The 24,682-nt window shown below is 42.6% G+C and carries 13 protein-coding genes; 4 read left to right on the forward strand and 9 right to left on the reverse strand.

The features are described from left to right. Positions 1-64 precede the first annotated feature (64 nt). The gene (locus tag RMZ43_RS07010) at positions 65-634 is read left to right on the forward strand and encodes a Uma2 family endonuclease (protein ID WP_322655252.1); all 570 of its coding nucleotides are present in this window, start codon (positions 65-67) and stop codon (positions 632-634) included. 111 nt (positions 635-745) lie between these two features. On the opposite strand, the gene RMZ43_RS07015 is transcribed toward RMZ43_RS07010, so the two are convergent. The 8 genes from RMZ43_RS07015 to RMZ43_RS07050 all read right to left on the reverse strand — a co-directional run bounded on the left by RMZ43_RS07015 (position 746) and on the right by RMZ43_RS07050 (position 17,396). Beyond that, positions 746-3,535 carry a beta strand repeat-containing protein gene (locus tag RMZ43_RS07015; protein ID WP_322655253.1) on the reverse strand — a complete coding sequence of 930 codons (2,790 nt, stop codon included), beginning with the start codon at positions 3,533-3,535 and terminating at the stop codon, positions 746-748. A 98-nt stretch (positions 3,536-3,633) separates the two neighbouring features. Further along, on the reverse strand, positions 3,634-5,769 hold the full coding sequence (locus RMZ43_RS07020; RefSeq protein ID WP_322655254.1) for a hypothetical protein: 2,136 nt from the start codon (positions 5,767-5,769) through the stop codon (positions 3,634-3,636). A 117-nt stretch (positions 5,770-5,886) separates the two neighbouring features. Beyond that, positions 5,887-8,289, reverse strand: a complete 2,403-nt coding sequence (locus RMZ43_RS07025) for a hypothetical protein (protein ID WP_322655255.1) — start codon at positions 8,287-8,289, stop codon at positions 5,887-5,889. Between the two features lie 24 nt (positions 8,290-8,313). Then, a complete protein-coding gene (locus RMZ43_RS07030; RefSeq protein ID WP_322646068.1) occupies positions 8,314-8,460 on the reverse strand; it encodes a hypothetical protein in 147 nt (48 codons plus the stop codon). A 90-nt stretch (positions 8,461-8,550) separates the two neighbouring features. Further along, positions 8,551-12,420: a TonB-dependent receptor gene (locus tag RMZ43_RS07035; protein WP_322655256.1), complete on the reverse strand. Its 3,870-nt coding sequence runs from the start codon at positions 12,418-12,420 to the stop codon at positions 8,551-8,553. Beyond that, positions 12,417-13,967: a hypothetical protein gene (locus RMZ43_RS07040; protein WP_322646066.1), complete on the reverse strand. Its 1,551-nt coding sequence runs from the start codon at positions 13,965-13,967 to the stop codon at positions 12,417-12,419. The genes RMZ43_RS07035 and RMZ43_RS07040 overlap by 4 nt, the downstream gene beginning before the upstream one ends. A 156-nt stretch (positions 13,968-14,123) precedes the next feature. After that, complete coding sequence (locus tag RMZ43_RS07045) at positions 14,124-14,687, reverse strand: hypothetical protein (RefSeq protein WP_322646065.1); 564 nt, start codon at positions 14,685-14,687, stop codon at positions 14,124-14,126. A 171-nt stretch (positions 14,688-14,858) separates the two neighbouring features. After that, positions 14,859-17,396 (reverse strand): beta strand repeat-containing protein, encoded by a 2,538-nt coding sequence (locus RMZ43_RS07050; protein WP_322646064.1) that lies wholly within the window; start codon positions 17,394-17,396, stop codon positions 14,859-14,861. A gap of 847 nt (positions 17,397-18,243) precedes the next feature. On the opposite strand from RMZ43_RS07050, the gene thrC reads away from it, so the two are divergent. Together thrC and RMZ43_RS07060 are read left to right on the forward strand one after the other, a co-directional pair. Next, the gene (gene thrC / locus RMZ43_RS07055; protein ID WP_322646063.1) at positions 18,244-19,554 is read left to right on the forward strand and encodes a threonine synthase; all 1,311 of its coding nucleotides are present in this window, start codon (positions 18,244-18,246) and stop codon (positions 19,552-19,554) included. Between the two features lie 77 nt (positions 19,555-19,631). Continuing rightward, on the forward strand, positions 19,632-19,907 hold the full coding sequence (locus tag RMZ43_RS07060; RefSeq protein WP_109007243.1) for a ubiquitin-like small modifier protein 1: 276 nt from the start codon (positions 19,632-19,634) through the stop codon (positions 19,905-19,907). Between the two features lie 453 nt (positions 19,908-20,360). On the opposite strand, the gene RMZ43_RS07065 is transcribed toward RMZ43_RS07060, so the two are convergent. Continuing rightward, complete coding sequence (locus tag RMZ43_RS07065) at positions 20,361-22,010, reverse strand: iron uptake porin (RefSeq protein ID WP_322655257.1); 1,650 nt, start codon at positions 22,008-22,010, stop codon at positions 20,361-20,363. A gap of 248 nt (positions 22,011-22,258) precedes the next feature. Between RMZ43_RS07065 and RMZ43_RS07070 the strand changes: the two genes are divergently transcribed. Further along, a complete protein-coding gene (locus RMZ43_RS07070) occupies positions 22,259-24,679 on the forward strand; it encodes a hypothetical protein (protein WP_322655258.1) in 2,421 nt (806 codons plus the stop codon). The last annotated feature ends 3 nt before the right edge of the window (positions 24,680-24,682 follow it).

Below are 24,682 nucleotides of genomic sequence, written 5' to 3' on the forward strand. Positions count from 1 at the left end.
AACAATTGTTTTTCACTCATATCTCTAGAATTGGTATAAGCACAAAACCTCACTATTAAAGCTTATGAACGCCATCACTTTGAATATCCCCAATCTGGGTATCGAGGGATTTTATGAACTTTGTCAAGCTAATCAAAATTTGCAGTTAGAACGTACTGCAACTGGAGAAGTTATAATTATGCCTCCAACCTATCCATCGACAGGTAAGAAAAACTCTGGTTTGAATGCTCAACTATGGAACTGGAACGATCGCACAAATTTAGGTATTGTATTTGATTCCTCCAGTGGTTTTACTTTACCTAATGGTGCGGTTTACTCACCCGATGCTTCTTGGGTAAGTAATGAAAAATGGGAGGCTTTAACTCAGACTCAACAAGAAGAAGAATTTTCTCCTCTCGCACCTGATTTTGTAGTCGAATTACGTTCTAGTAGTGATTCTCTGAAAAAACTAAGAGAAAAGATGCAAGAGTATATTAACAATGGCGTTCGTTTAGGTTGGTTACTTAACCCGAAGAATAAAACAGTAGAAATTTTTCGTTTAGAGAAAGAGGGAGAAATATTAAAATCTCCTACAACTGTATTTGGTGAAGATGTTTTACCTGGGTTTGAATTGAATTTAAATAAAGTATGGTGAAAAGTGCAAATTCAATCTATTAATTTGCGTTATCCAAAACCCTTGTCTTGACCTGGTATGTGCTACGTCAAAACAATTATTTTTTATATGATTTCTTCCTGCCCCTTGCCCCTATTTCACCTTGACGCGGAAGCGAACAAAGCCATAAGAATTAATTGGAGTCCCAGATCCATTTGCTGGAGGTAGATTTGATAAATCTGGACTCCGCGTGATATTCACCACCACAGCCCCATTAGTGTTACTACCACACGATGATGGTATGCCTGATTCGTTGGCTGTATAAAAATGTCCGCGATCGCCATCTTGTGCATTGGTAAGATAAGCTGTAGGAGTACTAGAACCAAGCCCAAGGGCAATACCTTGATCTGCTCCTGGTAAGCCACCATCATTAGGAGTCATACCATTAAAAGCAGTGGGAATAAAAGTAGTATTGGTAGGTATTAAGTCACAGATTTGCACACTAGTTACATCACCCTGGCCATTAGAAAGGAAATAGATGGTGTATTCTAGCTCATCTCCTGGCTTGACTGTCCCACCGTTGATCAATCCGCGCAAGTAACCACTAGGCCATGGGTTACTGCTATCATCATCAACGTCATTAGGAGATGCTACGTAATTGGTAGCGTCAGTAGAAACATCGCTGCGACCATCCACAATATTAGTTAAGTCTTGGTTATTAATACGGGTGATGCGTTTAACTAAAACTAGCTTAGGTTGGCCTGTTAATTTCACTGCATAATCTTCCACCTCACCAGCTCCTCCTGAACCTGTTGGGCTAGGTGTTGCAACTGTACTAGTCGTAAACCGGAACCGAGCAAAGCTACTACCAACGGTTGCATTGCTGGGTACGGTAAAGGTTAAAGTATTGTTTCCGGCATTGAGTGGAACATTATTAACCGTTGCAGATGTTGCATTAGTGACGTTGGTCAAACTCAGCTGTTCACCACTATCAAACACCCCATTTTTATTAAAATCGATCCAAGCATTAAGAAACCCTGCTGTCGAAGCGTTAACGGTAATTGATGCAGACTTTCCTATAATTAGTCCTGAAGGTAAAGTTACACCATCATCGCCACTATCGCCATCCGCATTAGCACTGTAGGACTGACTGTATTCTCCAGTTACAGTTGCGCCGAGGGAGGGATTGCCACAACTAATTGCGTGTGAGGCCTCACCATAACTGCTCGGTGCATCGCCGAAGTCAGAGACAAAATCAGTACTCACTACAAAGCCACCAATATTGTCATAGTTCGATAAGCGAATCTCAATGATATCACCAGCATTGACAGAAACTGTAGATACCTTGTTTGCTGGTAGGTTATTAGTAAAAGCTAAAACTGGATTTCCAACCCGCACTCCATTAAGATAAATCTCCATTGAATCATCAATGTAAGCTCCTGCTTGCCCCAAGGTAACTCTGCCTTTGGCAAGTGCCTGCCGCTTAAACACGATTGCCCAATTGGGTTGATCGCTACCATTACCTGGTGAAGTGTAATCTCCGTTAATCGGAACATAACCTGAAGAAGGAAACGTACCGTTAATAATTGTTCTCAATGGATGGGCATTTGCAGCTATAGATTGATCGTTAAAAGTAAATCCGGAACTTCCCGCTCCAAATTTCGCAGTGCCACGCAGCGTTGGTAGTCCAGTTGTACCGAAGAGGCCAACCGCTCCAGTATCGATCGCCTGCGTTCCAGAAATTGGAAAATGTCCACTGTAGATTTGAGCGTCCCATTCACAGCTAGAAACAGGATAGAAGCCAAAGTCTTGTCCGGTAATATTGGTAGTGCTAACCGTAACTGTCAAATTATCAGGAGTACCCAGCGTATACCCTACAGGTACATCTGTATCAGCAATGTCTACTTTGATTTTGTAAGTTCCAGCAGCGACGTTGGTAAATTGATAAGTCCCGTCAGCAAGAGTTGTTACTTGCTGGATGATTTCACTAGTAGCAAGTTCACGATTGTTGTCGGTATCTTTGTAGAGAATCACACGCACATTCGCAATCCCAGGCTCACCATTATTCGTACTGTTGCGATCGCTATCCCGGTATATCGTCCCACTGACAGTGTTTAAAGCCGTTGCAGTCTGGATTGCACTGGCTTCTTGGCGGTGATTTGTTGCATCTCCATTAATCGGTGCGCCTGCCGATTCACCAGAAATGTTATCGGCGTTATCAACAGTGTATAAATCCTTGCTTCCAGTTCCATTTGCACCCAGAATATATGGAGTGTTACTATTGCTGGGTTGTCCACTAGTATTACCTAGTGTCACACTTACAGTTTGTCCACCTGCTGCCGTCACTGTTACTGGAACCCGTACAACAATCGAACCACCTACGGGAATCGAACCATTATTAGCAGAAGCGATCGCACTTAACAATGTCCCCGTATTTTGACCACCATTCGGAACAGTAATATTATTGGCAGTAAGGTCAACTGCTGCTCCTGGCCCACTACCATCTGGATCATAGGCAACAATTTGCAGAGTGCCAGCTGTACCCCCGCTAATCGCCGAAGGTGCATCGGGAATAAAGAACTGCGTCGGATCATTACCAACGTTGGTCACTGTAAAATCAAAGTTGACAGTAGTACCAGTTGTCGCGCCGGGTGTATTGGCTGGTGTAATTGTAATCCCTGCAACTTCTGCCACAGTTACTTTAACTATATTTGATTCAACCTGTTTTTCAGTATTATCTGTAGAATCAGTAAAACTACCAGTTACTTGGTTATCAATTACAGTACCAGGTGTGGGACTAGCAGCCAATGTTGGTAAGACTTGTAGTAAAGTACCGCTTAAAAATAAATATAACAGTATAATTACGCAGGAGTAGAATTTACCTTTTCGGTCTTTTTGGCATTGATAATTAGACTTTTTCTGGATGAATTGATGTCTTAACATAAGTAGTTTTGCTTTTTCAATACTGAAAAATTTAAATTATCCCTAGATTGTAAAGACGTAGCACTGCTACGTCTCTACAACGTGAGGGTTAGTTAAAGTTAGGGCTTCACCTTCGTGACAAAGCGCAAGAAACCATAGGAATCATTAGGTGAACCCTGCCCTGTTGACCCTGGCATAGTAGTTAAATTCGGTACTCCAGTATTACCAGTCACATCAATAACTAAAGTGCCGTTATTATTAGCTGCCTTGAGATAACAATTAGTGGGAACAGTACCACCAGCGCTAATTAATTGAGCGCGATCGCCTGCGTCATTAGCCCTGGTTAAATCAAGTACTGTACTCGTTCCTAGCTGCAATTGCACATCTTTGCTAGTACCATAAGCATCGACTTTAAAATCTTGGTTGTCACTAATGCGATCGCACAGTCTTACAGTATTGGCATTACTACTACCGGCATTGAGGAAATAGACTGTATATTCAATCTCGTCCCCTGGCTTAACTTTGCCAGCATCAATTGCCCCCAGGAGATAACCAGACTTCCAGTTAGCATTATTATCATCGGCTTGACGAGTCGAGGTGGTATCGTCAACGAAGGTATTTAACGCTGTGTTGTCATTGGGGTTTTTGGTGCGATCGCCATTAATTGCCGTAATCCGTTTGACTAATAAAACATTGGCAGGAGTGACAAAGGGTATGGTCACTGTTGCAGGAGTCGCATCTTCTTTGCTTGCAGCATCGATTGCCGCATAGGTAAAACTAACGGTAATCGCTCCATCTTGAGGGTCAAGCTTCAATAACGTTGGGTTATAGCTACTAATTACCTGCCCCGCAGTCACGGCTACGTTATTATAAGTTAGCGTGCCATTGGTTGGTAAGGTGACAATTTTGAATTTACTACCACTGCCCAATGCGCCATCTTCGGGATCAGTTCCCGCTAAGGTTGGCACTTGAATTGTTGCCGTTCCGCCCGGATTGGTTTGAGGCGCTGGATTTAAGTTGGTCGTATCCGGGAGTTGCTCAATCCCAAAATCTTGATTAGTGATGTTGGCCTTCGCCGTAGTGATGGCAATATCACCGGGCGTAATGGTTTCAGTAGTACCATTTTTGTTCTCACCAGTATTCACCCAGTTACTCGGCAAGCTAGGCGTTGTGGGAGCAGTTGCCCCAATTGCCACAGTGGAGTTGTTAGACAGCCGTAGCGTCACATTGGAACTTACTGGAACATTCGTCAGACTGTAAGTTCCATTAGCTGCGACTGTGGCTTTATCGACTACATTACCAGCAGTATTGATCGCATAAATAGTCAGGTTAGTTGATCCGGCATTGGTTCCCGCATCGCTGCCATCGATAGTAATGTTACCATTGGCATCCCTAAACACAGTTCCAGTCACTGTGACAACAGTATTGACTACTGTCACCGTCTGACTCGCACTGGCCTCTTGGCGATGATTTGTCGTATCGCCATTTATCGGTACCCCTGCTGATTCACCGGAAATGTTATCAGCGTTATCAACAGTATATAAATCCTTGCTTCCAGTTCCATTCGCACCCAAAATATATGGAGTGTTGCTATTGCTAGGCTGTCCAGTCGTATTACCTAGTGTCACACTCACAGTCTGGCTATCTGCTGCTGTCACCGTTACTGGAACCCGTACCACAATCGACGCACCGGCGGGAATCGAACCGTTGTTAGCAGAAGCGATCGCACCTAACAATGTCCCCGTATTTTGACCCCCACTCGGCACAGTAATGTTGTTGGAGGTCAGGTCAACTGGTGCTGCTGGGCCAGTACCGTCTGGGTCATAAGCAACAATTCTCAGTGTCCCTGCTGTACCCCCACTAATCGCCGATGGGGTGTCGGGAATAAAGAACTGGGTTGGGTCATTACCGACGTTGGTTACTGTAAAGTCAAAGTTACTAGTACCACCCGTTGAAGCGCTAGGTGTATTCGCGGATGTTATCGTAATACCTGCAACTTCTGCCACAGTTACTTTAACTGTATTAGATTCAATCTGCTTTTCAGTATTATCCGTAGAATCAATAAAACTACCAGTTGCTTGGTTATCAATTACAGTACCAGGTGTCGGACTAGCCGCTAATGCTGGTAAGACTTGTAGTAAAGTACTGTTTAAAAATAGATATAACAGTATAATTACAGGGGAGTAAGATTTACCCTTTTGGTCTTTTTGGCGTTGATTATTAGACTTTTTCTGGATGAATTGATGTTTTAACATAAGTGGTTTTAGTTTTGTAATAGTGGAAAAATTGAAATTCTTTCCTGGATTGGAGAGATGCGAAAGCGTTGCGGGGCAAAGCCCAGTCCCATTTCGCGTCTTAGGGATTAGTAAAAGTTAGGGCTTCACCTTCGTGATAAAGCGCAAGAAACCATAGGAATTATTAGGTGAACCCTGCGCTGTTGACCCTGGCATAGTAGTTAAAGTCGGTACTCCAGTATTACCAGTCACATCAATAACTAAAGTGCCATTATCATTAGTTGCCTTGAGATAACAATTAGTGGGAACAGTACCACCAGCGCTAATCAATTGAGCGCGATCGCTTGTATCGTTAGCACTGGTTAAATCAAGTACTGTACTCGTTCCTAGCTGCAATTGGATATCTTTGCTAGTACCATAAGCACTCCCCTTAAAACTTTGGTTAGCACTAATGCGATCGCACACTCTCACAGTGTTGGCATTACTACTACCCGCATTCAGGAAATAGATTGTATATTCAATCTCGTCCCCTGGCTTGACTTTACCGCCATCAATTGCCCCCAGGAGATAACCAGACTTCCAGTTAGCATTGTTATCGTCGGCTTGACGAGTCGAGGTGGTATCGTCAACGAAGGCATTTAGCGGTGTGTTGTCATTAGGGTTTTTGGTGCGATCGCCATTAATTGCTGTAATCCGTTTGACTAATAAAACATTGGCAGGAGTAACAAAGGGCATTGTCACTGTGGCAGGAGTTGGATCTTCTTTACTTGCAGCATCGATCGCCGCATAGGTAAAACTAACGGTAATCGCTCCATCTTGAGGGTCAAGCTTTAATAACGTTGGGTTATAGCTACTAATTATCTGCCCCGCAGTCACGGCTACATTGTTGTAAGTCAATGTGCCATTGGTTGGTAAGGTGACAATCTTGAATTTCTTACCACTGCCTAATGCACCATCTTCGGGGTCAGTTCCCGCCAAAGTTGTTACTTGAACTGTCGCTGTGCCACCCGGATTCGTTTGAGATACGGCAGTTAAATCGGTTGTATTGGGGAGTTGCTCAATCCCAAAGTCTTTACTAGAGATGCTTGTGCCAGTATCAAAAGCAGCTGTCGTTAGTGGGCTAGTATTGACCCAGTTAGCAGGGAGCGATGCTGTAGGGGGAGTATTACCTACTGTGCCAGCAGTTGTACTTAAGAGAATTTTAACGTTGTTTTGATTCAGGGGAACATCAAGAAAGGTATAAGTACCATCTGCTGCAACAGTTGTTGTTTTTAATACTTTATTGTTAGAATCCACAAGAATAGCATTTAACAACCCACCTGCATTAGTGCCAGTTTCTGAACCAGTATTAATATTAGTAAAAGTCCCGTTAGCACTATTGTCGGCATCATTCCAAACCCTGCCACTGAGGAAATCATCATCATATATGGTATAGCTGGAAGCGTTTATAGGGGAAGCACCACAAGTTGTTGTTGAACTAGCGAAAAAACTAGTTGAAGTTTGTATGGTGAATACGATTGTCCTCACACCTTGAGGAACGTTATTATTGATGACAGTAAAAGGAATAGTAAAGACACTAGTAGCATCACTACCATCGTAGTTACCCGCAGGGATAGTGATATTAAAGGTGGATGTGTGTGATGTTGTATCGTAGTCTGTACCTAAAACTGCTGTACCACTCACGGAGATAGGAACGCTTATCCCTCCAGTTGGCACTAAACCAACGATTCTGAGTTTAGGTGGGTTACTTGTAGGGGTAGTTTCCGATTCTGCTGCACCACCCGAACTTGTTGTGAATTCCACCACCGGTTTACCAGCAAATTGCACCTCATCAAGGAAGTTGCCTACAGTATTGTTCCCACCTGCCGTGGAAACAGCCGCAAATCCTACAGGTTGATTCCCACTAGTACCAGTGTAAGGAACAGTGCCAGTGTATCGTACCCAGCCATTTCCTGCATTATTGTTAGTGACAGTGGGAATAGTTGCACCATTCTGTGCTACAGGTTGTGCCGTAACTGTTCCATTGCTAGTTGTTGAGAACCTGCCAAAAACAGTATTTGCTCCAATTAAAAAATTCGCTACATCAGCAACAGTTGCACTTGATCGCCCACGGTGTAAAAGAGAGAATGTGATCGTTTCATTTTTAATTAGGCATAAATTCTGATACAACTCAGAAGATTGTTCAGCATTTAACTCAGCAAATTGATTGCCTGCACTAGTTGGTGTCGTTGCTGTGCTAGCACCACTAAATCCTGAAGTCCAAATTTCAATCAGTGGTACTGTTCCTGGAGATGTATAACCAGTACAGTTACCTGTTCCCGCCTTGACTGAGCCATGAGTTGTTTCCCAACCAGGGATAAGACTTGGCGACACTTGAACGTAACATTGTTGACCCGCAGAACCAAAAACAGGTGACTCAAAACTGGGGTTTAAGAACGATCGCTGGATATATTGAGCTTGCGCTGACGTAGGTTGAAGTACTAATGTCGCACCGAGAAGTCCCCAGCTAAAAATATTAATATTTTGCCATAAATTCTTCATTAGTAAATCACCATAAAATAGCCTTTAAAAAATGCTGATCACCTTAACCTTAATCATCAATGAGGGCTGATTAACCTCAAATAAATCTTCAGTCTTTAGCTTGCCCAAAATTATCGATAATCTACCATCTATATTCAGATTTACTGTGGCGATCGCTTTTAAATAGTTCAATAAAGATTTGATTTTAAATTTAATTAATCCTGGCTATAAATTGACCATTGGTAGAGACGTTGCAATGCTACGTCTCTACCAATAACCGTTTTATATTTCACGCTTTTGCATCGCCGTTGTTGCGGCTTTGAGTTTATTCACTAAAGTTTTTATTGCAGATTCCTGTGGCTGGCGTGGCGGAATCTTTTGTTGTCCAAACCCTTCAAACAATTCATTGAGCTTGACTGTTATACCCAAATATGCGCCTCCCGCAGAACGTGTGCCAGAAAAATCCCGATCGTCAACTTTACCAAACACATATCCAGCCGAAACGCGCAGGTTAGGCGTGAGGTAATAACCCGTTTCCACAACAAACCCTGTTTCGCTGTAGCTAGGCTGACTAATTACACGAGCCTCACCCACCAAATCCCAGCTATATCCTAAACGATAGGTAGCTCGTAATTGGGCCAGATTTACTGTGCTAGTACCAGCTAAATCACTGGCTATGTAAGAAGTACTGTTACGCAAAGCATACTTACCATAGAATTCCCATCGCCAGTTAGGAGCATAAATAGCTTCTAAAGCAAAAGTATGGTCTTGGGAACCTGTACCACTTCCTAAGAGGATGGTGTCAGGAATAGTTGATGGATTTTGCCGATATTCATAACGCAATAAGGCATTAAATTTATCGCTATTGGGGTCGCGGTAAGCTAAACCCAGCTTTAAGTTAGCAGTATCTCCCAATCCTGAAAGCTTTTGATTGGAAGAACCAGCTTGTTGATAACGTACTAAAGCTGTCAGAGCCGGAGAAATTTTACCCGTAACACCTGCGCTAATTACTGTATTGCTACCACTAGAAGAAGAACGATGTTCATAACGGGCGCTGGCTTGAAACTGTGGATTATCAGAGTATTCTAGCCCCACGCTGTAGCTATCCCCACCATCAAATCCGATCGCAGATGCTGATTGACCAAAAGCGAAAGGTTGGGCATATTGTTGGCCTGCTCCAGTCCGTCCGAAGAAGTTGCCAAATACGTGTTCGTAAGCTAAGTTCAGCCGCAATCCATGAGCAATAGTCCAACGATTATTTAGACCGATTGCTCCTTGAGTAGTCATTTCATTCGCACCACCCAAAATAGAATAACGACCGGTCAAAGTAGTATCTGATCCGAGTTTGTGTTCACCGTTGACACTCAAACTGGTGATGGAATTACCCGAATATTGACCACCACTGTAAAACTGTTGGGCCAGACTGATATTCACACCAGGAATTGCTGCCCAATTCAGCCCTAAAATGGTACGGTCTGGGTAAACAGTATCTTTTTGAGAAGATAAGCTGAGTTCATTTTGGGCTTGGAAAGTCAGGTTTTTAGCAATGGGAACAGAAAAACGCGATCGCAATTGATCAGAAGTACTACTTAGGGCGCTGTCAGGAATGCGGTCTTCTCGATGACGATGAATCCAATCGAGATCAATAGTAGCTTTACCCAAACGTTGTTGAATCCCGGCGGAAATCGTCGTTAGCGAATTATCAACTTTGCTCCCAGGTATCGCTTCAGAACGCGGTGTAAACAGTTCTTCAAAAGTATCTAGCGGTTGAGGAGCAATACCAAAATTGTCTTCGTGGTCATATTGCACTCTAACGTTAGTGGTTGAGGCCAGTTTAGCTGTAACCTGCGCTCCATAACGGGTTTGTCCTGGGACAAAGCTGATGGTGGCATTATTGGCAAAACCTGTATCAGCAAAGCGATAATAAGCACGACCTTGAATCCCGTTAGTAATCTGTCCCTCAGCTTCTAGCCGATAAGCGTCACCGCTAACCTTTCCCACAACATCAGAATCATTATTGGAATGGGCATATTCTGCGATTAAATTACCTTGATTACCCAAAGAAATCAGAGCATCTGCACCGTAGAGTTGAAAGTCACGCACTCCGTGATTTTCTTGAACGTAAGTTGCTCCAATCCAACTTTCGGAGTTCAGCTGACGAGAAAGGTTATACTGCAAACGACCAGCATAGATATTGCTATCAGAATCTTGGCTGTCGTATTGATAGGTAACAACAATCCGACGTACCAATACTTGTCCGACTTGATCTATATCGGTGCGGAGGATAGGTTCGCGGAATAATAAAGTACCGCGATCGTAGTCTATTTCGTAGTCTGGGCCTCGGTTAAGCTGTTTTCGTTCTAATACAGTCCCAGGACGATTAAGTTCTTCTAACTCAATAAAGACATTTTCACTACCTGGTTGTAGTATTCTGCGAGAGAGAAAGTAATAACCACTAGTGCCATCAGGAGCAATGGTATCCCGTTGAAACCCTTCTAAATGGTTGCCATACAAACCTGTTATTTGTAAGTTTCCTAAATTGTAGTTAGCCTTAAAACCGTGGAGTTGACGGGTGATAGAAGTAAATTGCTGCGATCGCCGCGCAAATTCTTCTGTATTGTAGTCACCCCACATGGCATAATCAGGTGAAGATCCAGGGATACCAGTAGAGCGCTCCAAACGCAGATATACGCTGTCAATGGAAGGAGCAACGACATCAACTTTCGAGCTATCGCCATAGACAGGATAGTTTTGCTCACTAGATTGGTAAGTTCTAAACAGACGATTATTACAGTCGCAATCTTCATTGAGGCTACGAGAACTGTTGTATGCGCCTGTAAATAACCACTCCCCGATCGCACCAGTGGCAAATACTGCTGAGTGGAAATCTAATTGCGTTCCGTTGTTTTTGTCAGGAGGGAGGAAATCACGGAAACTGCCGTAATAATTTGTACCTCTAGCACCCAAACGTAAATCCACTACCCCTGTCACCAAACTTGGACGCAGTGCCGTTTCAAATTGTAGTTGGGTAAAGGCTTCTAAATTATTAGTGATCGCCCGAATTCTTACAGTTTCGGCCTTGAGTTGCGATCGCAACTTAGCTGTAAATTGTCCCCCTTTCGCCTCCACTTGAAATCCGGGTTCATCGGGTTTAAAGTCTTTCTCGACAAACTCTCCAGCAGTAGGTATCAAAGTGACAACAGCATTACGATTAGAGCGATTGCCATTTGCATCGATGAGTTGACCCCTAATTGTCGCTGTGGAACGTCCATCTGCCGGGATACGAGACTCAACAGTTTCTAAAGTTAGTTGCTGTGGCGCTCCCCGGACTGCGACTTGTACCGTTACAGGGGATTCTTTTCCTCCAACTACTTGTGCAGAGATGGTGTTTTTACCTTCTTTTAAGGAGACACCATACCATGTCTGCGTTAATAAGTTGGTGGTGGCATCACTTTCTGTCCGTCCCACCAAAGAAGCATCTACCAAAACGCCATTCACCCGCAATTCCACTTGACTTCCAACGGGAAATTGCACAGTGACCGTGGTAGCTTGTACATCTACAACGCTGTCTGCCGTCGGAGTCAGAATTTTGATTGCTGTGGAAATGGCTGGACTGGGAGACAAAGGAATGTTTTTATTCACCCCTTGCCCGTTCTCTACTCCTGCTATTTTGCGTAAACCTCTGGGTAAGCCTACGGAACTTGCTGGTTGAAATGGTTGTATTTGCGTTTCACTTAGCTGAACATCTGGAATTGAAATATCGGTAGTTGGTGGGGAAAGAAATTTGTGAGATGCAAGCTGCTTGGAACTTTTCACATCATCTGGAAAAACCAAAGCGGAACTTAACCCTTTAGCGCCCTTCTCTTGTATAGAAAGAAGAGAATTTAAAGCCTCTGCCCTGCTCCCTGCTCCCCTTCGGGTTCGCAGTCGCTCATGGGGGAAACCCCCAAGACCGCGCTGTCTCACCTGCTCCCTTGCCTCTTCTTCAACACCCTTATCTATTTGCGAAGGAGAATCAGAGAAAAAGAGGTTTTTACTTACAGGTTCTGCTTTAACTATTGCAGGGTACAAAATAAGGCTGAGAGCTACTATCGGCATTGCTCCCATCAACCTTAAGTTAAATGTATTTACATGGTGCAGTCTAGGTTTCATTTCTTGACTGGCTCCTGGAAGGCGGGGGTAACTGCGAAATTCATGCGTACCAAACCACCAGGCTCTAAACGCACTAGACGAGATTGGCTATTCCGTTCGCGGAATTTGTTATTGGGAGCCAGAGTATAACCAGGAAGACTGCTGAGGTCTAGTACACCGGTATGGTTTCCTGGTAAAGCATTTGCTAATGAAAACAAACCATTCGGATCTGTTGTAATGCGGTTTCCATCCTCCAGAAAAATCACCGCATTTGGGACTCCAGGCTCACCACGCTGTTGTTCACCGTCAAAGTTTTTATCAACAAACACGCGACCGATAATTGTGCCACAATCAGAAACGATTCCTGGACGAATTTTTAACTGGTGAGTTGCTGGGCCATCTTTAGTGCTAAAACCGTTGTCAGTTCGGCGAGCATTAACGATCGCACTATTACGACCAGTTCCCCGCAAAGCATCGGCTGTTAGTTGAGCCGCGTAAACAATATTTAAAACTTTATCTGTAAGAATTGTTACGTCTGTGCGGAATGTCAGCGTGTTTCCATTGTGTTCTGAGGTGATAGCGATCGCTTGACCATCCAACTCTCCCCGCACAGATTTAGGCAAGAACTGGAATCCTAAAGGTAAGGTGTCGGTGACAAATATATTATTCAAACCAGCATCAGCGAGATTTTTTACTGAAAGACGGTAGATCGCTGTATCTCCAGGTTCAGCAGTAGCGCGATCGCCTGTTTTGATAATCTGCACCTGATTGGGTTGACACAAATTTGTGGTGAAATCAAAAGCAAATAACTTCAGTGCTTGCGTCTCAGCATTGTTAACTAAAACAACCGTATCCTCGACCCTTGTCTCGCCTAGAATACTAATTGGCTGACCATCTAAAGAAGTAGCGACATACCGCACAAGATTATTACCTTCGATGCCAGTGCTAGCAATGATTTCTATCTTGATGCGTCGTTGTTTAAGGATGGAATTTGCTGGTGGATTGACTACAAAAATGTAGCTTCTACCTGGATTAGTTTGACCTTTGTTGGGATCGAGGAGGAAATTGTAGACACCCGCAGGGTTATTAGTAATAAAGTAGGGATTACTATTCTCGATATTTGGCGATTTACCACCAGGAACGTTGTTATTAGGAATATCAGGTAATTCTGTTCGAGTTAGAGGAACTAAATTTCCCAATTCTGTCCCTGTTGGATCGCTGGGATTAGGTTCGTATACTCCAACTGAAAAACCTGTATAGTCAGGTAAAAGTTGTCCAGCGCAACCTAAAATCCGCCCTAATGGGTCAACTAATGGGTTAGGACTAACATTAAGCTGACTAGAACTTCCTTGATATTTATAATTACTAGTAGAATCTGTATAAGTATAAGTAGCTTGATTTGTTAATGGCACAGACGCAATCAGATTGTTAGTCTGTTGCGCGATCGCTGGTATAGATATAGTAGTATGCAAAACACTTGCTAGAAGAGCAGTAGCCGTTAACCTTTGATACCAGCTACTGCTATTAGTAATTTGGTTTTGGCTTTGAAGACGGCTCACTGAACACATCTCCTCTGGAATGCCACTTTTTTTGTTAATAAAAGCATTTGTTTCTCTATCGAAGATCCTCCGATTCTCCTCATAAAGCAGGGCTGTTTTATTCTTTTTACCCCCTTATAAAGGGGGTCGCCACAGGCGGGGGGATCTCATGCGTATAGGTGTGAATCAGCGCACTTGGGTTTGATAAGTCGCCTTAACTGTTGTCTTTGCTGCAACTAACGGAACTTGCAAACGGATGTGGGTGTAAACATTCGCTGGTGCTGGTTTTGTTTCCACTTTGCCGTCAGGAAGAGTAACTTTTACAGTCGGATTTTCGACAAAGCTGCGCCCGCCATCAATGCTGTAAATAACTTTAGTACCATTAGCGGCAACAACTGATTTCAGTACGTACACCATTCCTTTAGGAATAGGTTGATTAAGAACCAAATTTTTCACTGGGCGATCGCTTTTGTTTTCACCGATTAAGGTATAACGCAACACATCTCCAGGTTGCACCACAGCTTGACCTTTTAAAGGTTGCCATGTCTTACTTTGCTTACCTTGTTGATCCTGTGCCACTACTTGCTTTTCTGCCTCTAAGCGCAATTGGATTTGCCCTTGAGGTTTGACATTTTGAGCGATGGCGCTTGTAGAATGCCATAGAGAAGCCATTCCCGGCACTTGACTGACAAATGGAACGGTAGCAATGAGTGCGAACGCTCCTAAACCTGCAAAAGAAAGACGCTTCATATAAATAACCTCAAAAAACTTTCACAATGTCGATTGCTAATTTATCTTTCCCTATTTTTCTTAGGGAATAATCAGTTTGTAGTTAGCGATTTAGGACTAAAGCGCTAACTACAAACATAGATGTGCTATCACACCCCTATTTGTTTACAAACAAGGGTGAAATCAAGCTATCTAGTTAACCTTGCGTTGGAAGGTAAATGTTCTTTGAACACCAGGTGCAATCTGTCCGGTGGGAGTATTTACATACTTTGTGACATCACTGTTTACCGTGGTTCCAGTTTGATCGATGCCAGCATTAGTAGCTGGAGCACCAGTGAAGAATTGGATAGTTGAAGCCCCAGAATCTTTAGCTGAACCAACAATGTTGCTAGTATCAATTTGAGTGTTAGTGTCGTTGTCTAGCGCCCAGTTGTTAGGGGTTTGTGTACCATCTTCAGTAATCACAACTTTGTTAGCATTCAAAATCACGTTACCAGTTCCAGCTTGAGCATCAGAAATATTTGTGTACCGAATTTGGTACTCAATAATGTTGCCTGGAGCAGGATTTCTAAGTACATCAGCAACTCCTGAATTCGGATCAATAACAGTGCCATTAGCATTGGTGTAAGCTGGTGTAGACTCAAAATCACCCTGACCTGCACCAACAACTGGCCCAGTTCCTTGTAAAACTCGTGACACTTTCACCAGTTTTAAGAAGCCAGTGTAAACACGATCAATGGAGATGTTGTAGGCTTCAGTAGTTTTATCCAATACACCATTATTGTCAGTGTCAATAAAGGCAGTAACAAGTACTGGGAAGCCCTTACCGGTATCAGTTGATAGTTTCGTACCAGCTGGTAGGTCAACTTCTAAACCATAATTAACACTCGCACCAGCAACAACACCAGAGACTTTAATTGGTGTATTACCTGTTGCTATGGTAAAAGCACCAGTAGTACTATTGTAGGTATAAACAGCAGATTGATTGTTATAGCTAACAGTCACGTTTGTACCATTTGGCAAATCTGTGAAAGTTGCTGGTGCGGTTGGCACTATTGTGATGTCGTTAGTGGTAGTACCGTCGTTCTTAATTGTGTTAGTGAAGCCAACTGATTGTGGGTCAAGTGTACTACCAGGTGCTGTGTTAGGAGGAACAAAGGCAGATTTGTTAGTGAAGTCGTCGTTGTTCCCCGTTAGCCCAGTTGCATCAGGTGCATTATTCGGCCCATTTAAAACTGAGTTTGCTGCGGCAACTGAAACAGTATAACGGTTGACATTTCCTGTAACAGAATTAGCACCTTGGTTGTTATTGCCCGTATCAATATTGGTGGGAGTAGTGGCATAATAGCCAGCGTCAGGTGTAGTAGGAAAGGCTCCAGTTGTGGGGTCAATATTATCTGGGTTTTGGTCACCTGAATCGTCGAAGAGTAGGGCGCTAGTTGGATCACCAGCAGTTTTACCGAACACTTGAGCGATGTTGTTAACATCTGTCGCTGTCGTTCCTGTGATTCCAGTGGTCGTTACTTGTACTGTAAAGCCTGTAACGGTTGTTCCAGTAGCAACTGAAGAGATAGAGCTAGGATTGTTAATAAAACCAACCCGTCTAACTACACCGCCTGTTACTTGAGTTTTGTCAGTTTTCCACAGAGCCTGATCAGCAGTTGTAGTTGCAGGATCTTCGCCAGCGTAAACCACTATCCACCCTGGAGGAGCGGTTGGAGTCCCATTAAGAGTTGTGGATGCTGGAAGTGCATCAGAAACTAAGATGCGAGTAACTGCACTACCATCTACATTGATACTTGTACCACCTAAAGCTGCGGGTGTTAGCCCCCGATTGGTTACATCGTTGCTCTCAACTCGCAAGCTTAAACCATAAGTCAGCACATCATCATTGAGTACGGAAGGAACACCAGCGTTGTAGCCTGTCCGAGTTTTGAGTATTGTGGCTAGAGCAACGGTTTTAACAGTGTTCCCCACTTGAGTTTGCTGGGTAATACTAGCTTCTCGTGTACCATTAATTGGCACGCCAGCAACTTCTCCAGGACTTCCGTCAGCGTTATCTACAGTATAAACGTCACCACCATCGGGACTCCGCAGTTGGTTTTGAGCATCACCAGGAGTGTTACCAAGGGTAACTTTAATTATGTCATTCGATTGAGCGCCAGTCTGTACAGTCACTGGCACACGCACCAACACAGTACCATTAACCGGAATTGACGGTGTATCTACACCACCGGCTGTTACGTTTGTCCAAGTTGTACCACCATCAGTACTGTATTGCAGTGTGCCACTAGCTGGTGTTGCCCCATTTTTATCAACAGGAAGTACACCAGAAACTGTACCAGGCCCAGTTGTTGTTGCTTGGTTGGGAATATGGAATTTGGTGGCGTCGTTACCTACGTTCGTTAGGGTGTAGGTGTAGGTTAGTAAATCACCAACTCCAGCAGTGCCACCATTGTTATCTGTAACACCCGACGCTGTGACAGTGATACCAGCGACCTCTGCTACAGTCACGGTAACAGTGTTAGAGGTAGAATTTATAGTTGTCCCTGGTGCATTAGGATCTTCGTAGCTTGCTGTCGCCGTGTTACTGATAGATTGACCAGCGGCTGTACCGTCAGCTAGTACAGGTGCAATAAATTGGAAAAGGCTACTAGTTAGCAATGCTGTTGCTATTAGAGATTGGTAACGCTGGCGCTGCTTGTTGACAGATTTCTTTCGGTTTACCATAGAAGTAGTTTGTTTATTTGCTGAACTTGTATCTTGGGTTTTGAGACAGGATAAAGTTCGGCAATTCCTTAAAGAATTACCGATTAGACCAACCAAAACCTTAATGTTTGGGATATGTCTATTTGAGGAGTTAACTTATTGGCTACTCCTAAAAAACTAGATTGAGGCAATAGACAGAAAAGTTATTGCCTACTTGTTTTACGCTTACCGTTGATTATCAAAGCTAGCGATCACAAATATGGGTAACTTAACTACTGTGTTTTGCTGAATCGTCGATGTATATAGAAATGTAGCTTTTGTCGCAAAAAAAGACTTCCGTATAAATAAGTAATTTCTTGAGCGATGAATTAGTGCATCAAAGCTGAAAAATCAACTTCATTTTGGCAACACACATAGCAATTTTAGGGATTTCATCAGACGCTCAAAAGATTAAAGCTTATATATAACAATGCTTTTTAGTTTTTACTGCCATTTATGTTTACTACCTGGTAGAGCCATTGAAATCAAAAATAGAAGGCTATTTTAAGTGATATGGATCACTCATAATTGGGTAGTAATTTTATTGTATGCAAATTCATCATAGATATGATGCAATTTCATAATATCATTCGTCAGTATTAAGACTGAGTATTTAGAGCTATTATCTAATTTTTTAACATGTATAATCTATGTGTAAATACTAAATCTAACGATTACAGATATAAAAATCTTACAGAAATCCTATTTTTCAATACTAGGAATACCCGATAATTTTAGTCGGGTATGTTTGACTGGTCTTTTTGCTCGTGTTACTATCAGGCGACAGCAGACAGATAAACGCAGAAAGACAAACAGGGAAAGCTAGTTTATGACTCAGGCAATCAAAACCCAAACCGAAAACGAAACCAGCACTGCCTACTTTAAAGCCTTGAAGTGTAAGGAATGTGGTGCGGAATATGAACTCAAAGCCAGTAATGTTTGTGAGTTATGTTTTGGCCCTTTAGAAGTCAAGTATGACTACAGCGCCCTCCGTCTGACTGTCACTCGTGAAAAAATTCAAGCCGGGCCCAATTCAATTTGGCGCTATCGTTCCTTTTTGCCTGTTGCAACTGACAATGTTATAGATGTGGGAACGGGTATGACTCCCTTGGTTCGTTCTCACCGCCTTGCCCGTCGCCTGGGTCTAAATAAGCTTTATATAAAAAATGATGCTGTTAATATGCCTACCCTTAGCTTTAAGGATCGGGTAGTTTCAGTTGCACTATCAAGAGCGCGAGAGTTGGGTTTCACTACCGTTTCTTGCGCTAGCACGGGTAACTTGGCAAATTCTACAGCTGCGATCGCAGCTCATGCCGGTTTAGACTGCTGTGTATTCATCCCCGCAGATTTAGAAGCTGGTAAAATTATCGGTAGCCTAATCTACAGTCCTACTCTAATGGCTGTCAAGGGCAACTACGATCAAGTGAATCGTCTTTGTTCAGAAGTTGCCAACACACATGGTTGGGGTTTTGTCAATATTAATCTGCGTCCTTATTACTCTGAAGGTTCCAAGACGCTAGGTTTTGAAGTTGCAGAACAACTAGGCTGGGAACTACCGGATCATGTTGTTGCTCCCTTGGCTTCTGGTTCACTATTTACAAAAATTTATAAAGGGTTTCAAGAATTTATCGAAGTTGGTTTGGTAGAAAACAAGAGCGTCCGTTTCAGTGGCGCTCAAGCTGAAGGTTGTTCACCTATCGCCCAAGCCTTCAAAGAAGAACGCGACTTTATTAAGCCAGTAAAACCGAATACAATTGCTAAATCATTAGCGATCGGTAATCCAGCAGACGGCATTTATGCTCTAGAGTTAGCTCAGAAAACTGGTGGTAACATTGAATCAGTCAATGATGCAGAAATTATTGATGGCATCAAGCTGCTGGCAGAAACCGAAGGCATCTTCACAGAAACGGCTGGCGGTACAACTGTGGCGGTGCTGAAAAAACTGGTAGAAGCTGGCAAAATAGATCCAGATGAAACCACTGTAGTTTACATCACCGGCAATGGTCTGAAAACTCAAGAAGCAATCCAAGGCTACGTTGGCGAACCCTTGACAATTGATGCTAAACTCGATAGTTTTGAACGTGCCCTAGAGCGATCGCGTACTCTGGATCGTTTGGAATGGCAACAAGTCCTCGTTTAATTAGGAGTTATGAGTTTTTTTTATTCCTAACTCCTCACTCCTCACTCCTCACTCCTCACTTTTGACTTTGTACTTCTATGGCTGTAACAGTTTTAGTTCCTACGACTCTTCAGAATTTGACTAATAATCAAGCTACTCTCGAATCTAGCGGTAGCACGATTGCTGAATTGTTAGACTCTTTAGAACAAAGCTTTCCTGGGATTAAATCGCGGTTGTGCGATGAAGAAGGAAAGCTACGTCGGTTTGTAAATTTTTACGTCGATAGCGAAGATATCCGCTATTTAGATGGTATAAACACAGCACTGAAAGATGGGGATGAAGTAAGTATTGTTCCTGCTGTCGCTGGTGGTTAACACTATTTATCTCGTCTTTTATTTGGCTTGCTAGTTGGAAAAATCGCTTTAATACAAGTTTTGAACGTAAAAATCCTTCTAGTTATTTTATTGAATTTAACATCTAATCAATCTGCCATAGCCTCTAGGCTATGGCAGATTGATTTTCTATTTTAGTATTCGGCTATACTAGGATAATTTCATATCAGGTTTCAGAATATTTGCATACATCCTATAGGAAGATGCCCCATGAATAAATAATGAGTAAATTGATTCGGGATGTTGTTATGTACTGGATTTATATAGAGGTTTGGTTCACTACCAAACCTTATTTTTATATTTATTTAAAATGCAGCAGGTGTATAAAAAATTAAGTATAGGGGATTGAAAAAGGAATTTCATTGGTTCTTGTGGTGAATTGACTATGAGTATTTGTTAATACTTAAGTTCAATAATATTTATGTGCAAGCGGAATTAAAAAGTAAAAGTACTCCGCAGAATGCCGATGGTAACTGAGTCACTATCTGGTGTATGACCAGGCTCCATGATATGAATTATTCCTGGTGTAATGCTGATGTTATCTGTTAGCTGAAAACGATAAAATGCCTCAATTTGAGTGGTTGTCCCTGGTTGTCCACCTGCACGTCCTAAACCAGTATTAATAAAATCAGGAACATTATTCCCTACAGGTAAGTTGCTACTGGTAATTTTAGGAGGTTGACCGACATAAATTCCCCCCAAATTTCCTTTAGCAAATAAATCAGGGAAATTCAGAAACACCATATAATTTGTCGTCTCTACATTTCCGGATTGCCCAGGAATATAAGATTTAGTATAACCACCCCATGCACCTGCGCTAATGCGAGGAGAAATTTGCCAAGTTACAGTCGCACCTACGGCGTTAGTTTGCAGTGGTGCTGATTTTCCGGTAGTGGTATTAACTGTAGTTAAGCATTCATCACCAACAAAGGTTAGCAAACAACCATCCGAAGAGTAATTGTTAACGTAATATAAACTTAAATCTAGAGTATTGGTTGGTGTCAGCAGCAATTGCACACCTGTAGTTGTGTTTCCATCAAATAAACCGCTACCTTTACCGGGATTTCCTGGTTGATAACTGGTATAAATTGCCTGCAAACTAGCACGTTTAGCAAATTGCCAATCAATAGCTATACCACCATGACCGTATCCCATATTTAAAATTGGGTTTCTTTGGGCAAAATAAGACAACGGCCCTGTTGCAGCACTTTCTACCCGATTGGGGCCTCGGAAAGCAGCTGGCATACTTACGCCTTCTGTTCCTACCATTACTGCTAATTTATCTGTCACTAGCCAATGAAAATTGAGGTCACTTACAATTAAGCCATCTGTAGGAAATTCGTAGCCAAGTAAAACATCATTCCGGGAAACACTATTGGTAAATCTAGGTGTAGTTTTTCCTTTACCATCTAAAAGACCTGTAAATAAATAACTACGAGGAGTGATTTGACTAGTTAAATATAGTTGCGCCAGGGATATGACATTAGTATTTATCCCCGCATCATCTGTTTCTTTTTGTCCATCTCTAGGATTTACATCACCACGATTGCTAGTTCGTCCTTGAACACCAACTATTAATAGTCCACTGAGTTTGGTTGTTGTTGAGAATTGGTTGGCTTCGATTTCAGCAGTTTTGGCTTCTAAACTATCGACACGACCGCGCAAAGTTGCTAATTCAGGGGTAAATTCTGACTGCAATTTTTGTAATATTGCTAAATCTTCGCGGGTGACTAAATCGCTGGTGGCTGTAGTGATTAATTCGTTGACTCTATCTAAACAAGCATTCACTCCGGCGGCGAATTCATACCGAGTTAAGGCGCGATTACCGCGATAGCTGCTATCTGGATAGCCAGCTATACAACCATAGCGTTCTACCAAAGACTGTAATGCTTGGAATGCCCAATCGTTGGGTTGTACATCCTTTAGTTGAGAAACCGATGTAACTTGCGCCATCGGATTTACTGGGGAGAGGGGAGAAGAATTTAAATTTATACTCTCCTGCGCCTGAGTAGTTCCTGTATACTCTTCTGCTAAAGCTTTTTGTGCAACTCCATTTACTCCCGCAATTAGTAACCATGCGAGCATCCAGGTTTTGCGATGACTGCGGCTAATAAGTATATTTTTCAACTTTTTACACTCTGCTCACATACTTAAGTGAAAAGTGTATTCGCAATCATCAAGCATTCACATGGGAAAATTTACGTATTTTGTCCCAAATTAGACTTAATCCTTCTGGGCAACTTCTGAAAGGACGAGTATAACAGGGTATTAGGTATTGGGGACTAGGAAAGAGTTTTCTCAATCCCTAATCCCCAGTTCCCAGTCCCTAATCTATGCAAAATCGCCCACGCAAGCTGACGCCAAAAATCTCTAAAGAAAATAAACCTCATGCAGGTATGGTGAAACGCGTCGTTAAAAAACGCCGGAAAAAGCTAAAACGGGGAAGTTGGTTGTCGTCAATGCTAGTGATGTCTACGACGGTCACTGAGCGCAGCCGTTCGCGGAGCGTCTCGCAGAGAAGTGTGGGCTACGCCTACGCAATTCTCTTCAGTAGTGCTAGTCTAATTATGGCTTTTGCCTGGATTAGTGTTCTCTTCATCTTCAATCCTGACCAGGTAAGCTGGCTAAATAAAATTTTACCTGCATGGATACAAATTCCCCTTGGTAATCACGAACGCCCCCAAACTCTCAAACAAATTCAACTTGACTTGAGTCGAAAAAACCAAATATTTGGGGAAACTCTGCCTTTAAATCAAAATGTGAAAAACTCCTTTTTATTACCAGTTTTTCAGCAGCGTGCTAATTGTCAATCTGATTGTGAAGAACTGGTAGAACTCAGGGTTTATGAACGCTCAGAAGAGTTAGAGTTTAAATCTCAGTCAGAAAATTACTACTATCTAGCAACTCAATTACCTGTAACTGGGCCAGATGAATCTTTTGTAATTTCTTCGCTTGATGGGACATCAGAACTCCAAGATATTAGCATTTCCCTACCTTTAACTGAAGTGCAACGGTTTGAAGGTGCGACACCATCACCAGGGGTTTGGTTTGATTTGCACGGTCAACGCCAACAAGGAACTGCTGCAATCCGCTACGGTTACGTCGTCTACTACAATCCAGAACGCAGGAATTTATTACAAATGCTGTCTTGGACTAGTCCTAATGGACAGTTGCCCAAATGGCGGCAGGTAACTGGTGATGGTACAAAGGAGTTAGTTCTCGATCAAACTGTAGATTTAGAACCGCACTTTCAGGTTTACCAAGTCAAACCTCTAAAGTTATTCCTCAAACCAATTCAATTGGAGGCAATTACCCTCGAATCACCAGCACTCAAGGATTCTGCATACCAAAATGCTTTGTCAATTGCCCGTAGTGGATTGTGGACACCAGCCTTTGAATGGTTAAAATTCATCAAGAAACAGCACAAAGGAGTTTTGTCAGAGGCGGCGCAAGCGCAAATGGATTTGATTCGTTTGCATTCTCAACTTACTAAAACCCAAGCCGAGAAAATTTGGGCAAGTCCTAGTCAAGAAGTGCTGGCAGATTTGATTGATGGTCGTTGGGGGAAAGCTTTACAGGTGTTTGAAGCATCGCCACATAACGCCCAAGAAATTGCTACCCTACTCAAAGTTGATAAAAAACGATTGTGGAATCGCACAGTGGCGGCGTTACGGGTCAACCCAGATAGACTAGAGGTGCAAGCTTGGTTCGCCTTGATTTTAAAAGTTCAGCAGGGAGAAGAACATGCTAATTCCTGGTTAAAGGCGCAACCAAAAATTACAAAAGATAATCTTGCTTATATTCAAGGTTTGTTAGCCAGACTTAATATTGAGGGTACATCGCAAATATCCTCTACTCACCCTAGTCAAATTGTTGGTACAGTCCAACCAATCACTCAAGTTACCAACACCGACTGGCTACAAGCAAATTCCTCAGCAGATTTGAAACTCACAGATAATCAAGTTTGGTATCAGGTTGAAGTGAGTGCATTTTATGACGGTAAACGCTGGCTAAATTCACCTTTTGATAATTTCAACCCACCCAAAACTGACACCGCCAAATTTTTATGGAAAACTTTGGGAATTAGTTCTGACCCAGAAATTCAAATTGTGGTCTGGTTGCCAAATGGAGAACAACAAATTACTATAGCCGCTATCAAAGCGGTGCAACTACGAGGTAAAGTTTTGCGCCTATTAGCTGCTGGTCCAAAAATCCCAGAGAATCAAAACGATGTTCTCCAACCCAAACCTTTAGCCTTGACAAATGCAGCACTGGAATGGGTACAACCATCTCCCATCACTCTACGAGAACTCTATCAACAAAATCCCCAAGGGGTGAAGGTAATATTGTCGAGTCTGTGGAAATCTTTACAGCAATTTGATGAAGTTCCGGGTGGTGCTATTCCTAGTTTTGAGCAGATGCAGGAAAAGTTGGGTGATTGGCCGGTTCAAGTGATTGATTTAACAAATAATGCTCGACCAGAAATAATACTGACTATTTCAGCAGGCGCAATAGCATCTTTGAATCAACTTACACCTGAAAGTCAGGGGGAAAATCCAGAACAACGCCGTGACCGAACTATAATTTTGTCTGATCGCAATGAAGTTATTTATACTGATTTTACAGGAAATGACTTACAAAGACTATCTGCGATCGCCAAGCTTTCAGGGGTGCAATCCTTAGCTTTATTAGTCGAAAATGCTCATAACTACAGTTTGAGGCGCTGGTCAGAGAAAAATCAGCGCTTTGAATAGCAC

Origin of the sequence: Nostoc sp. CmiVER01 (assembly GCF_034531135.2) — a bacterium.
Classification (GTDB): Bacteria; Cyanobacteriota; Cyanobacteriia; order Cyanobacteriales; family Nostocaceae; genus Nostoc.

What these genes read in the sequence shown, in the direction of transcription:
- RMZ43_RS07010 (WP_322655252.1), top strand. Translation starts at nt 65, where the DNA reads ATGAACGCCATCACTTTGAATATCCCCAATCTGGGTATCGAGGGATTT.
- RMZ43_RS07015 (WP_322655253.1), bottom strand. Translation starts at nt 3,535, where the DNA reads ATGTTAAGACATCAATTCATCCAGAAAAAGTCTAATTATCAATGCCAA.
- RMZ43_RS07020 (WP_322655254.1), bottom strand. Translation starts at nt 5,769, where the DNA reads ATGTTAAAACATCAATTCATCCAGAAAAAGTCTAATAATCAACGCCAA.
- RMZ43_RS07025 (WP_322655255.1), bottom strand. Translation starts at nt 8,289, where the DNA reads ATGAAGAATTTATGGCAAAATATTAATATTTTTAGCTGGGGACTTCTC.
- RMZ43_RS07035 (WP_322655256.1), bottom strand. Translation starts at nt 12,420, where the DNA reads ATGAAACCTAGACTGCACCATGTAAATACATTTAACTTAAGGTTGATG.
- RMZ43_RS07040 (WP_322646066.1), bottom strand. Translation starts at nt 13,967, where the DNA reads ATGTGTTCAGTGAGCCGTCTTCAAAGCCAAAACCAAATTACTAATAGC.
- RMZ43_RS07045 (WP_322646065.1), bottom strand. Translation starts at nt 14,687, where the DNA reads ATGAAGCGTCTTTCTTTTGCAGGTTTAGGAGCGTTCGCACTCATTGCT.
- RMZ43_RS07050 (WP_322646064.1), bottom strand. Translation starts at nt 17,396, where the DNA reads ATGGTAAACCGAAAGAAATCTGTCAACAAGCAGCGCCAGCGTTACCAA.
- thrC (WP_322646063.1), top strand. Translation starts at nt 18,244, where the DNA reads ATGACTCAGGCAATCAAAACCCAAACCGAAAACGAAACCAGCACTGCC.
- RMZ43_RS07060 (WP_109007243.1), top strand. Translation starts at nt 19,632, where the DNA reads ATGGCTGTAACAGTTTTAGTTCCTACGACTCTTCAGAATTTGACTAAT.
- RMZ43_RS07065 (WP_322655257.1), bottom strand. Translation starts at nt 22,010, where the DNA reads ATGCTCGCATGGTTACTAATTGCGGGAGTAAATGGAGTTGCACAAAAA.
- RMZ43_RS07070 (WP_322655258.1), top strand. Translation starts at nt 22,259, where the DNA reads ATGCAAAATCGCCCACGCAAGCTGACGCCAAAAATCTCTAAAGAAAAT.